Annotated in this window: 12 protein-coding genes; 8 read left to right on the top strand and 4 right to left on the bottom strand. The window is 34.3% G+C overall.

Going from position 1 to position 12,889, the window contains the following annotated elements; genetic code table 11:
• Positions 1-105 precede the first annotated feature (105 nt).
• Entirely contained in the window at positions 106-1,281 is a 1,176-nt protein-coding gene (locus SKM54_RS03960) for a benzoate/H(+) symporter BenE family transporter (protein ID WP_321094215.1), read from the top strand.
• A 101-nt stretch (positions 1,282-1,382) separates the two neighbouring features.
• Here the strand turns inward: SKM54_RS03960 and SKM54_RS03955 are convergent, their stop codons facing one another.
• Positions 1,383-2,372 carry an alpha/beta hydrolase gene (locus SKM54_RS03955; protein WP_407060880.1) on the bottom strand — a complete coding sequence of 330 codons (990 nt, stop codon included), beginning with the start codon at positions 2,370-2,372 and terminating at the stop codon, positions 1,383-1,385.
• Positions 2,373-2,638: 266 nt separating this feature from the next.
• On the opposite strand from SKM54_RS03955, the gene SKM54_RS03950 reads away from it, so the two are divergent.
• Together SKM54_RS03950 and SKM54_RS03945 are read left to right on the top strand one after the other, a co-directional pair.
• Positions 2,639-3,082, top strand: coding sequence for a universal stress protein (locus SKM54_RS03950; protein ID WP_321094211.1), 444 nt, complete (start codon positions 2,639-2,641; stop codon positions 3,080-3,082).
• Between the two features lie 127 nt (positions 3,083-3,209).
• Complete coding sequence (locus SKM54_RS03945) at positions 3,210-3,656, top strand: universal stress protein (protein WP_154773506.1); 447 nt, start codon at positions 3,210-3,212, stop codon at positions 3,654-3,656.
• A gap of 44 nt (positions 3,657-3,700) precedes the next feature.
• On the opposite strand, the gene SKM54_RS03940 is transcribed toward SKM54_RS03945, so the two are convergent.
• Together SKM54_RS03940 and pepN are read right to left on the bottom strand one after the other, a co-directional pair.
• A complete protein-coding gene (locus SKM54_RS03940) occupies positions 3,701-3,925 on the bottom strand; it encodes a hypothetical protein (protein WP_154773507.1) in 225 nt (74 codons plus the stop codon).
• A gap of 228 nt (positions 3,926-4,153) precedes the next feature.
• Complete coding sequence (gene pepN, locus SKM54_RS03935; RefSeq protein WP_321094209.1) at positions 4,154-6,763, bottom strand: aminopeptidase N; 2,610 nt, start codon at positions 6,761-6,763, stop codon at positions 4,154-4,156.
• A gap of 354 nt (positions 6,764-7,117) precedes the next feature.
• On the opposite strand from pepN, the gene SKM54_RS03930 reads away from it, so the two are divergent.
• The 5 genes from SKM54_RS03930 (at position 7,118) to accC (ending at position 12,231) form a co-directional block, all read left to right on the top strand.
• Entirely contained in the window at positions 7,118-8,281 is a 1,164-nt protein-coding gene (locus SKM54_RS03930) for a hypothetical protein (protein ID WP_321094545.1), read from the top strand.
• A gap of 41 nt (positions 8,282-8,322) precedes the next feature.
• Entirely contained in the window at positions 8,323-9,153 is an 831-nt protein-coding gene (thiM, locus tag SKM54_RS03925) for a hydroxyethylthiazole kinase (protein WP_321094206.1), read from the top strand.
• A gap of 806 nt (positions 9,154-9,959) precedes the next feature.
• Positions 9,960-10,415 (top strand): type II 3-dehydroquinate dehydratase, encoded by a 456-nt coding sequence (aroQ, locus tag SKM54_RS03920; RefSeq protein ID WP_154773511.1) that lies wholly within the window; start codon positions 9,960-9,962, stop codon positions 10,413-10,415.
• A 17-nt stretch (positions 10,416-10,432) separates the two neighbouring features.
• A complete protein-coding gene (gene accB, locus SKM54_RS03915; RefSeq protein ID WP_154773512.1) occupies positions 10,433-10,855 on the top strand; it encodes an acetyl-CoA carboxylase biotin carboxyl carrier protein in 423 nt (140 codons plus the stop codon).
• A gap of 17 nt (positions 10,856-10,872) precedes the next feature.
• Positions 10,873-12,231, top strand: coding sequence for an acetyl-CoA carboxylase biotin carboxylase subunit (accC, locus tag SKM54_RS03910; RefSeq protein ID WP_154773513.1), 1,359 nt, complete (start codon positions 10,873-10,875; stop codon positions 12,229-12,231).
• A 73-nt stretch (positions 12,232-12,304) separates the two neighbouring features.
• Here the strand turns inward: accC and SKM54_RS03905 are convergent, their stop codons facing one another.
• Entirely contained in the window at positions 12,305-12,790 is a 486-nt protein-coding gene (locus tag SKM54_RS03905) for a hypothetical protein (RefSeq protein WP_154773514.1), read from the bottom strand.
• Positions 12,791-12,889: the final 99 nt, after the last annotated feature.

The following is a 12,889-nucleotide window of genomic DNA, read 5'->3' as shown; positions in this document are numbered from 1 at the left end:
ATCCTTATCAGAACTATTCTTTAACCACACTAATGAAAAGCGTATGATAACTACTCGAATTATCCATTAATAAATTACTCATTAATAATAATGTTGCAAGGACTCATGCAAAAGCTCATTCAAGATTTTTCTATACCTGCAGTTTTTGCAGGATTTATTACCTTTCTCGTAGGTATAAGTGTTTCATCTGTATTGGTTATTCAAGCTGCGCAACTTTTAGGTGCTAGCCCCGAACAAATTACGTCTTGGTTTTGGGCACTTGGACTTGGTATTGGTATTAGCGGTTTATTTCTATCTTGGAAATATAAATATCCTGTTGCAACCTCTTGGTCTACCGCAGGTTTAGCGCTGATTATTGCAACTGGTAGTGGCTATACGCTAAATCAAGCCATTGGTGCATTTTTAGTTTGTGGCTTACTTACAGCGGTTCTTGGCTATTTAGGTGCATTTAAAAAAGCGTTGGAATACATTCCTCAAAGCTTAACAAGTGCCATGCTTGCAGGCGTACTTCTTAAATTTGGTATTAGTATTTTTGCAACTATGCAACAAGAATGGGGTTTCATTCTTGCTTTACTTGCAAGTTACGTTATTTCTAAGCGCCTTTTACCTCGTTATAGCATTGTTATTACAGTCATTGCAGGTATTTTACTGTGTCCTTTATTCTTGACATTCAACACACCCAATATTCAATGGTCTTTGGCACAACCTGTTTGGATTAGTCCTGAATTTTCTGTATCTGCAATTTTAGGTTTAGCCCTGCCTTTATTTGTAATTAATATGGCATCGCAATATTTACCCGGTTTAGCAATGATTCGTAGTTATGGCTATCAACCACATGTAAATCAACTGATTGGATTTACAGGTCTTTCCCAAACTTTACTTGCCCCATTTGGTTGTTTCACTGTGAACATTGCTGCAATTAGTGCCGCAATTAGCTTAGATGACCAAGCGCATCCTGATGAAAAACGCCGTTATATTGCAGGAATAAGCTGTGGATTTTTCTACATATTAATGGGACTTTTTGCTGCGACTTTAACAAGCTTCTTAATGGCATTTCCTTTGGTATTTATTACTGCACTTGCAGGTATTGCACTCTTTGGCACCATTGGTCATAACATCTCAATTGCTTTTCACAATGTAGATGAACGTGAAGCTGCTTTGCTGACATTCTTATTTAGTGCTTCAGGTGTGCAATTCTTTGGCATTGGTTCGGCATTTTGGGGCTTATTATTTGGTTTTGCAGTTTCTTTAATTTTCAAATTTAATGCAAAGAAATCTTAACTAAGAATAACGTGAAAATAAAAGCAAACCTCGGTTTGCTTTTTTTAAACTCAGAATAAATATTACTTAGGCTATTTATTCTTTAAGTAAAGATAAATAACTTAGTCTGAAGTTCGCTTTAAAAACTCAATGGTTTTAATAAAGGTTTCTTGGCTCGCTTTTTTACTCATCATAAATTGATATTCATGCACAAGTAACTCTTTTGAATTTGGGTAAAAAACATCAGTCACAGGAATATTCTTTTCTTTAAGCAGCTGAACAAAAGGCACAGACTGGCTTTCAGTTAAAAAGTCTTTATTTCCACCACTTATAAATACAGGTGGATAATTCTTTGTTAAATGCTGACTTGGCGAAATATCTGCCAAGAATTTTGCATCATCCTTTTTGCCACCTGTATAAGCTTGAACAAGATTTGTAATCCCCCATTCAAGCAATTTCATTTCACTCGAACTGTTATTTATAAAACTTTCTAAATCATAAATCCCACAATGCAAAATTAAACCTTTTAATTGTTCAATTGAAGTTTTTGGATATAAAGATGAAGCCTGCGCAAACTCAGAATTTGCAACAAGTGCAGCATAATGACTTGCCATATTCGCACCCGCAGAATCTCCTGCTAAGTAAATTTGGCTCGCATCAATTTGATACTTATTTGCATGCTGTTTTATAAACTCTAAAGCTTGATCAATTTGTAGTAATTGTTGAGGATAAATTTCTGTAGGTGCAACTTGATATTCAACTGAAATAATATTGTAGCCTTGCTCTGCCAAACGCTTGAAATATCCACTGGCATGTTCTTTAGAACCAGAAATCCAACCACCGCCGTGAATCCAAACAACAACAGGTCGCTTAGCTAATTCAGCAATATTTTCAGGTTGATATAAATCGAAATGTAAACTTGGAGTTTCCATATATTGAATATTACGCGTAACTTTAATATTTTCAGGCGCATGACGTTCAATAAACTTTTTTTGAATATTTGTAGATGCATTAAATGCACCTGCAATTATTTTGCTATTGTTTTGTGTATTTTGACAGCCACTAATGGCTAAAGATAAAACCAAACTCATAACAGCAAATTTAAATTGCACTACTAATCCTTTCATTCATATATAAAAAATATTGTGTGGAGTTTAATTTATTTTTAAATTTGAACCTATATAAATATGTAAAAACAATGCTTCAAAACAACCCAAAAACCAACCTAATTCATATACTTATTTTGCCAATTCCATAACAAAAATTTAACTAAAATTAATGATTTTTCTACGATCGTATTATAAGGTTTGAACCATTTCTAACAATGTGTTATCAATTAATTAGTAGGGTAATAACGATAACTTTGGAGCATTTTTTAATGTCTTATAATCATATTTTAGTTCCTGTAGATGGTTCACAAATTTCTTTTTCTGCTGTAAAAAAAGCAGCCCAAATTGCAAAAGCATTTAACAGCAAACTAAGCTTAATTAGCCTTGTTGCTGAAGACCCATTCACAGATGCAGATTTTTATTACTCTTCTGCTGTAATGAAAGAATATTTTGTTATTGCTTATGAAAATGCAGAAGCAGCTTTAAAAGAAGCAAGTGAGTTTGCAAAAGCTGAAGGCGTTGAAGCTAATGTAAAAGTAGTAAAAGGACAAGTAAATGCTGATGGCGTTTCATCAGCAGCAACAAATGAAAAAGTTGACCTCATTGTGATGGGTTCACATGGTCGTAAAGGTTTCAAAAAATTAATTCTAGGCAGTTTTGCTCAAGACGTATTAAACAAAACAGAAATTCCTGTGCTTGTTGTTAAAAACTAAATTCCATCAGAATAAAGCTCAATTTAAATTGAGCTTTATTCAACTCTGCACCACTATAAATACTCATACTCAATAAGTCTTTTAAATACAAACGATACTATTTCAGTTAAAAATTTAGGAAAAACAGATGACAACATATAAACATATTTTGGTTCCTGTAGATGAATCTCCTATTTCCTATGCAGCAGTTGAACAAGCACTTGCTCTAGCCAAAGAACTAAAAAGTGAAGTAACAGTAATGAGCGTTATTTCTGTAGATCCATTTAAAGGGGTCGATTTTTATAAAGTTGCACCTGCAATTACAGATTATTTTATGCAAGCCGAAGAAAATGCTCAGCTTCGCTTAAAAGACATAGAACGATTATTTGTTCGAGATGGCGTATCTGTAAATACGAAAGTGATTCGTGGCGTTGCAGCATCTGAAGGCATTATGGCTATTGCTAATGAAGTTAGTGCCGATTTAATTATTATGGGTTCACATGGTCACACGGGCTTTAAAAAGATGGTGCTTGGAAGTGTTGCACAAAACGTGCTGACACAATCTCACATCCCCGTACTCATTGTTAAAGTATAAAAATATAAAAGCCCGTTTAAACGGGCTTTTTATATATAGATGAACTATACGCGATGCGGTAGATAGTACATTTGGTTTAAAGCTGTATAAAAACTACGACGGTCTTGATTTAACTCAATTTCACGACCAGAATCTAATAAAATATTTAAGCCAACATTTACCCAGATAAACCCTTCTCGCGTATTTTGCATTTTTTTCGAAGGTACTAGGGATACTACAATTTCACTACCATTAATTGCTTTCGCAACCAATTGATTACTATTACTCAATATTTACACCAATTTAACACTTAAAAATCGTTCCTTTTGGAACATCAACAACAGAAGAATTATGACATCTAGAAATATCGCTAAAACGATAATTGAGAGGAAAAATAGAAGTTTTTATTATCTGTCCAACTATTATAACACATTTTTAAATTTTTATTAAACAATATAAAAAGCCAAACAACCTAAGTCATTTGGCTTCTAAATATATACAAACAATATAAGCAAAAATTACGCGTTTAAAATGCTGTTTAATGTTTCAGAAACGTTTTTAGATTTAACTAAAGGCTTCAGTGCTTCTAAATCCGCTTTTACTTGCGAACGCTGAGGTTCTGCTAAAGTGTACCAACGAGATAAAGCTTGCAATAAACGAGAACCAATAATTGGATTTTTTTCATCTAAATACTTAGCCAAACCTACAAAATGCTGAACACCAAAACTCCAAGTGTTTACAGGATTTGCATTTAAACCGCCTGTTACAGAACGAATTCTGTTTGGTACACCAAGGTCATAATCAGGATGTGAAGTTAAATACGCAATGGTTTCCGCATTCGCTTTAGGATGTGCTGCTTGCACCATGAACCACTGATCCATAGATAAAGCTTCATCTTTAAAACGTAGATAAAAATCAATTAATGCAGCTTCAGCTTGCGGTGCATCATTCCAAACCAATACACGTAAAGCACCTAAACGCTCAGACATATTTTTTGTTGATTTGTACTGTGCATCTGCCAATTCAAATGCAGATTCATCACCTTGACGCGCAATCATTGCCAAAAGAATATTTTTTAACGCTCGAACACCCATTGCTTGTGAAAACTCTGTTTCATTTGCAGGGTCTAACGCTAAATACGCTTCTTTACAGAAAGCGCCAAATGCATTTGCCAATGTATCTAACAACGAATTGCGTTTTTCTTGAATCTCTAGAGGATTATAGTTCGCGTCTATACGGCTTCCTAAATAACCTTCAGTTGGTACATCAAACAAACGAGAAGCAAGTAGCGGATCTTTCTTTATCACTTCAGGTAATGCATTTTTCATTGCCTGAACATAAATGTCAGATGAATGACCATTTAATAAAATACGTTCAAGTAAAGTCTGCGTTGCTTGCCATTGGTTAAAACCATTGGTTTCATACTGCAATAAGAATGCAAGGTCTTCATCTGAATAGTTAAATTCAAGATTTACAGGTGCAGAGAAATTACGAAGCAACGATACAACAGGCTTTGTCATTACATTTTTAAATGCAATGCTTGCTTCATTTTGTTCAAATAAGTAAACGCCATCTTTTACAGCATTTTCAACTAAAGCTTCAGATTCAAGAACAAGCTGTTCACCTGATGCAGCGTCAAACAAAGCTAAAGCAACTGGAATTGGCACAGCTTTTAAATTTGGATATTTGGCATTTGCTTTTAAGCTTTGTTTTAGGTTTAAACGATACGTTTGAGTTGTCTCATCATATTCACCTTTTGCTTCTAATTTTGGCGTACCCGGTTGGTTGTACCAAGTTAGGAAGTTAGATAAATCGACACCTGAACCTGCTGTAAGCGCAGCAACCCAATCTTCAACTGTAACGGCTTGACCATCGTGACGCTTGAAATATTCGTCTGTACCTTTACGGAATTTTTCTTTGCCCAATAATGTTGCCATCATGCGGTTAATTTCCGCACCTTTTTCATAAACAGTTGCTGTATAGAAGTTATTAATTTCTACAAAGTGATCTGGACGTGGCGGATGCGATAAAGGACCTGAATCTTCAGGGAATTGATGCCCTTTTAATACTGCAACGTCATCAATACGTTGAACAGCCGCAGATTGTAAATCTTCTGTGAAAGATTGATCACGGAAAACGGTTAAGCCTTCTTTTAAACACAATTGAAACCAGTCACGACAAGTAATACGGTTACCTGTCCAGTTATGGAAGTATTCGTGCGCAATTACCGCTTGTACTTGCATAATTGCAGCATCAGTTGTGTATTCTTCATCTGCAAGCACACATGAAGTATTAAAGATGTTTAAGCCTTTATTCTCCATTGCACCCATGTTAAATGCACTTGTTGCAACAATCATGTAAATATCTAAATCGTAAGGTAAGCCATAATGCTCTTCATCCCAACGCATAGAATGTTTTAAAGCTTGCATTGCAATATGGCATTTTGGAATATCTTTTTCTTCTGCATAAATTTCTAAAGCAACATTACGTCCTTCAGAAGTCACAAAAGTATCTTTTAAAACAGCCAAATCACCAATTACGCATGCAAATAAATAAGCTGGTTTTTTCGTTGGATCTTGCCAAATTGCATAATGGCGACCTTCACCTGCTTCGCCTTTTTCAATTAAATTACCGTTAGCAAGTAATACAGGGAATTTTTTGTCTGCTTCTACACGTGTGGTAAATACAGACAAAACATCTGGACGGTCTGGATAGAACGTAATTTTACGGAATCCTTCAGGCTCATTTTGTGTTACAAACAAATCTGAAGCTGCTTGATATAAACCTTCAAGCATAGTATTTGATTTAGGATGAATAACAACTTCTGTTTCAATAATGCTATTTTCAGGCGCATTTTGAATAACCAATTGTTCTGAATTAAGCGAATATTCTGTATTGTCCAGCGTTTTTCCGTTTAAGCGAATCGCTTTAAGTTCAAGGTCACGACCTAAAAGAACCAAATCACCAGCAGTTTGGCGTTGCATAACCAATTTTGAATTTACGTTGGTATGATCTGCAAAAACTTGAATATCCAAATGAATAGAATCGACCAAGAATGATGGTTTTTGATAATCTTTCAAATATATTGTTTGATCTGCTTCTACTACTGGATTTGCCGCAATATTCATATTGTATCCTACTGTTGTTTTAGCTCTAACTTTCCTGTGAAGTCATTCGATCATACTTCAAACTTACAGAGATTGTCTTTGCAATTCATCTGTCTTTATATATGGGACTTGAGCAGTATTTTTCAACACAAAAGCACTGAAATTAATGCATTTATTTTATTTACAGCAGTTTTTCTAGATACGTTTAAACAACATTCGATACAAATGTAAACAGTCGTTCGAATCTTAAAACCATCATTCTTTCAGTTTTAATGAATAGATGCTAATTTCTTGTAAATTCATTCAAAATAGAGAAAAACAATTTTATCTCTAGGTCTTGTGTATAATTCAATTAGACAATTTTTCTTATGGATTATTATGCTTCAAATTCTCCAAAAACAACTTGATGAAAGTACACAATGCCCTTTGTGTCGCGCATCTATGAATTGGATTGAAGCAGAACAGTTCGATAAAGAAATAAATTATCACGAATGTATAAGCTGCTTCCATAAAGTCTTTCAAGACAGCAAGCAAAATTGTCATTGCGATAAATGCACATCAGAACGTAAAAAGCTGATGAAAGAAACAATGCAGCAAGAACAACGAAAAATTAAGCAAAAAACCCAAGATGTTTTTGAATATGATCTCAATCATCTTAGCTTTTTAAATAAATTGTTTTTATTGGGTATTTTGGATGAGTTAGTTGATGAACATACCGGACATCAAGAATTCATTGATTGGGATCAACTTAAATATCGCCCTATTAGCCCAAGTTATTTATTTCAAAGTTATTTAATTAAACAACTGGTTAAAGATAATGTTCTTGTGGCTAAAGAATTTAGCGACTCAGCACAACAATACTATATAAATGTACGTTTAGATGGTTATTCGGAACCTAGCCTTTTTAGTGTTACGCAACAATTAAGAAATTGGTTTTATGAAAACTTAGCATTAGGTGTGCCTTTTCAATCTTCAGATGAAGTTAAAGATACTCTTCAACTTTTGCTTTACCAAGAAATTGTGCAATTTATGCAATTTTATTGCAGAACCTGGGGCATTCAAATTGCAGGAAATCAAAGTTTTCAAAGCTTCTGTTACCGCTTAATGGAATCTCTTGCCGTTGGACAGATTTATTATTTAATTCAAAATGCATTGGAATATTTACATCAACAAAATGCATTAAAACCTAGAAATGAAAATTTCATTAACACCAATTTATTGAAAAAAACCTTACAACAATACCGTGAACGTGCATTAACAGAAAAATGGGAAACGACGACTTTACCGCGTCCTTACAACATTCCATTAAGTAAAATGAGTGAAATCTTATTTTATAAATTTTTAGGCTACGATGAAAAAATCTTTTTCCAACCATTTTGGCGCTCATGGAAAAAAATTGAACCTCGCTTAAAATTTTACTCTCTCAAGCGTTGTATGCACTGCGGTTCCAACGAACTCACTGTCGATTATGACGCAGAAGATTATGTCTCTTTATTTTGCAGAAATTGTAAACATCAAGACCATTACTTCACGCAATAACACCTTACTTTGCCCCAAATAGTACGAGTCAAATTTATCTTATGAATGATTCTAGCCAACTAAAATCTGAAATTTTAGAACAAGTCATTGACGCTTGGAATCAGCTACAAGCTCAACAACCATTGGTTCATTGTATTACCAACAGTGTTGCAGCCAATTATGTTGCTAATATTCTTTTAGCAGCAGGTGCATCTCCTGCAATGATTGATAACCCATTTGAAGCTGAAAGTTTTGCCAAAATTTCTGGTGCAATTAGTATAAATACAGGCACACCTACAACAGAACAAACTCAAGCAATGAAAATTACAGCTCAAACTTGTTCAAATCATAATAAACCTTGGGTACTTGACCCTGTTGGTTATGGTGCTATTTTGGCTTGGCGCTCACAAACAGTTGATGAACTTGTTAAGTTTAACCCTACTGTAATTCGCGGCAATGCTTCTGAAATAAGCACACTTGCTGGAAATCAGGTTCAATCTAAAGGTGTAGACAGCACACTAAATAGTGCAGATGTTTATTTACAAGCGAGTGTACTTTTACAGCAAACTGACTGTGTCGCAATTTCTGGCGAATCCGACTTTATTGTGGCAAAAGATATTCCTGCCGTAATTCAAATTAATGGTGGGTCATTCTTACAACCAAAATTAACAGCGACAGGTTGTGCTTTAGGTGCATTAATTGCTGCATATTGTGCGGTTAGTAAACCAAGTATTGCGGCTATTGCGGCTCACATTCATTTTGCAATTGCAGGTAAATTAGCTTTTGAGAAAGCAATCTCTGTAGGAAGTTTTGGCGTTTCATTTATAGATGAAATTTACACAATGAATGCCGAAAAACTTAAAAATTATGCAGATATTGAAATAATACAGTAACTTAATTATGGAGATTTACGTTAAATTAAATCTCCATTTCCCCCCAAATACAAAAATTTGCTTTAAAACTCTCAATGATAAATGTCAAATACGTATTTTTTGCCAATCCAACAATTTCTCATTTTATATTTTTATGTTAAAAATATTCGAATATTTGAGATAAATCGTCAGTTCTTTTCTATAAATAAAAATATCTTAAAATAAATATAAAAAGCATAAATGAAAATAATTGGACATTACATCGTAAGCCCACTTTTTTATAAGAACTAAATTTAAAAAATTCGATATTAGATTCCTCATTCAAAAAAAGATGAATTCACTCACGCTTAAAAAACCAAAAACACCTTTTAAACCAATATTTTATTTACTTTATTTATAAAATACAAAAGAATTAACAAATTAAAATTCGCTTTCAAAGCTATTTTTTATAAGCAAAAATATGACTAAATATTATGCATAAAATCATTACACATCGTATAGGTTTGTTGATCAAATCAATTTTGTAAGCTTATTTGTTAATTTCATTATTATCACAATCAATTAAATACACTTAGGCTACATAATTTTATTTCATCATTTTCGCCAATTGCCCTACAATGTAAAAATTAGTAACAAATAGATAATTTGTCATTTTTTAACATTGCCATTTACTTGCAAAATTTACATTATATAGCCAAGTTTTGGCAAAAGACTTCTGCGTCAATTAAAAGAAATTATAAAAAAAATGTAGAATTTTATGCCATAATTAGCAAACTTTGCAGACATCTTGCAAAATAACTTTGCAACTTATAATTGGAGCAGGCTGAATGAGTGCGACCATTTTGGTCATTCATGGACCGAATTTAAATTTATTGGGAAAACGTGAACCTGAAGTTTATGGTTATCTTACTCTTGAAGATATCAACTTACAGCTCACAAACCAAGCACAAAAAGCTTCTATTTCTTTAGACACTTTCCAAAGTAACTGGGAAGGTGCAATTGTGGATCGCATTCATCAAGCGAAACAAGACGGTACACAATTTATCATTATTAATCCAGCAGCACTAACACATACATCGGTTGCGCTTAGAGATGCGTTACTTGGGGTAGCAATACCTTTTATTGAAGTTCATTTATCTAATGTACATGCACGTGAAGCATTTAGACATCACTCATATTTATCAGATAAAGCTGTTGGCGTAATTTGTGGTTTAGGTGCAAAAGGTTATGCCTCTGCCCTCGACTTTGCTATTGAAAAAATTCAATCTTCTACACAATCTTAAATTAGGAATACTGTCTCATGGATATCCGTAAAATCAAAAAACTCATCGATTTGATGATTGAGTCTGACTTACAGGCGATTGAAGTTAAAGAAGGCGATCAATCGATTGCATTAACTCGTCGTAATCCGGTTGTCGCAGCAGCGATTCCAGCTATGCCAACACCATCAGCAGCACCTGCTGCACCTGCGGCTAAATCTCCACGTGGTGCAGTTGAAACTTCACCAATGGTTGGCGTGTTCTATACAGCACCAAGCCCAGGCGAACCAACTTTCGTTAAAGTAGGTCAAACTGTTTCTGCTGGTGAAACACTTGGTATTATTGAAGCAATGAAAATCATGAATCCAATTGAAGCAACTCAAAGTGGCGTGATTGAAGAAATTTTAGTTAAAAATGGCGAAGTGATTCAGTTCGGTCAACCATTATTCCGCTACCGCGCTTAAGACCTCGGGGATTCACAATGTTGCAAAAAGTTTTAATTGCAAACCGTGGTGAAATTGCGTTACGCATTACACGAGCTTGCAAAACTTTAGGAATTAAAACCGTTGGTATTTATTCCAGTGCCGATAAAGATCTTATGCATCTTCGCTTTTGTGATGAAGCCGTATGTATTGGTCCAGGTGCAAGTAGTGAAAGTTACTTAAACATTCCTGCGATTATTACTGCTGCTGAAATTACAGGTGCAGATGCAATTCACCCAGGTTATGGTTTCTTAGCTGAAAATGCTGAATTTGCAGAAATTGTAGAAAACTCAGGTTTTACATTCATTGGTCCTCGCCCTGAACATATTCGCCTTATGGGGAATAAAGTTTCGGCAATTACCGCAATGCGTAAAGCTGGTGTTCCTACAGTTCCTGGTTCTGCACATGCCGTAACACCACAAAATGCATTAGCTGAAGCAAAAGAAATTGGCTTCCCGCTTATTGTAAAAGCTGCTTCTGGCGGTGGTGGTCGTGGTATGCGTATTGTTGAAAACGTAGATACATTACTTGAGTCTGTTCAAGCTGCTCAGCGCGATGCTGAAATGTGGTTCAGTGATGATACTGTTTACATGGAACGTTTCCTACAAAAGCCTCGCCATGTTGAAGTGCAAATTCTTGCAGATGGTAACGGCCATGCAATTCACTTATATGACCGTGACTGTTCTTTACAGCGTCGCCATCAAAAAGTACTTGAAGAAGCACCTGCTCCAAACTTACCTGAAAAAGCACGTGCAGATATTTTAGAAGCTTGTGTAAAAGCTTGTAAATTAATGCAATATCGTGGTGCTGGTACGTTTGAATTCTTATTTGAAGATGGTGAATTTTTCTTCATTGAAATGAATACACGTGTTCAAGTTGAGCATCCTGTAACTGAAATGGTAACAGGTATCGACATTATTGAGCAGCAACTTCTAATTGCTGGTGGCCTAGGCTTAAATATCCAACAAAAAGATGTTGAAGTTAAAGGTCATGCAATTGAATGTCGTATTAATGCAGAAGATCCAACAACTTTCTTACCTTCACCAGGTAAAATTGAGCACTTCTATGCGCCAGGCGGTGCAGGCATTCGTTTAGACTCTCATATTTATGATGGCTACAGTATTCCGCCATATTATGACTCAATGATTGCTAAACTTATTGCACATGGTAAAGATCGCGCGACATCTATGGCTCGTATGAAACAAGCTTTAGATGAAATGATTTTAACTGGCGTTAAAACAAATATTCCATTACACAAAGACTTAATTCTAGAAGATAAAAACTTCCGTGAAAAAGCGATGGATATTCATTATTTAGAAAAGCATTTATTAAAACAATTAGAAGGTCATCAAGACTAATTCTAATCCCAAATAAATTGCTATATAAAAAAACCGCTATCAATGAGCGGTTTTTTTATATAAATTTGAAACGTTAAGGTAAAACACGTTTTAATGTTGCGAAACATTGATCAGAGTTTTCTCCATTACATAAACTTAAAGTATTTGGATTTTTCCATTTCACATAATATTGACTTATTTCACCAGTTTGATCTTCTTGAATACCTGAACAATCGACGGCATTATTATCAAATTGAATTTGAAAAGTTAATGCTGATAAGACAGAATTTATATCGGGTGTTGGTTGATAGTCATAAATGCCTGTTGACCACTCACTCCCACTTTTAACCAATAATTCGCTATTACTTTTAAAATTATAATATTCCACACATTTATTTTTATTTGCTATGTGCATCCCCCAAAGTCCAACTATTTCAGGTCTAGTTTGAATACGAATGGTATTTTCAGTAACAGATGAATTGGCTTTTGAATTTGGTTGTACTTCAGTTGATTTTAAATTTTCAGCATAAATCATAGAACCGTATAAATTAATTAATGCCAATAGCGCTATTTTTTTCATAAGGATTTAAAGTTATTCCATTTATATTAACGTTATCATATTTACAAAAAAATGATATATTACAAAAACAAATACCAACAAATAATTTAATTTTAGTAA

Source organism: Acinetobacter faecalis (assembly GCF_034187745.1).
Classification (GTDB): domain Bacteria; phylum Pseudomonadota; class Gammaproteobacteria; order Pseudomonadales; family Moraxellaceae; genus Acinetobacter; species Acinetobacter faecalis.
This window is presented reverse-complemented; position numbering and strand designations above follow the sequence as displayed.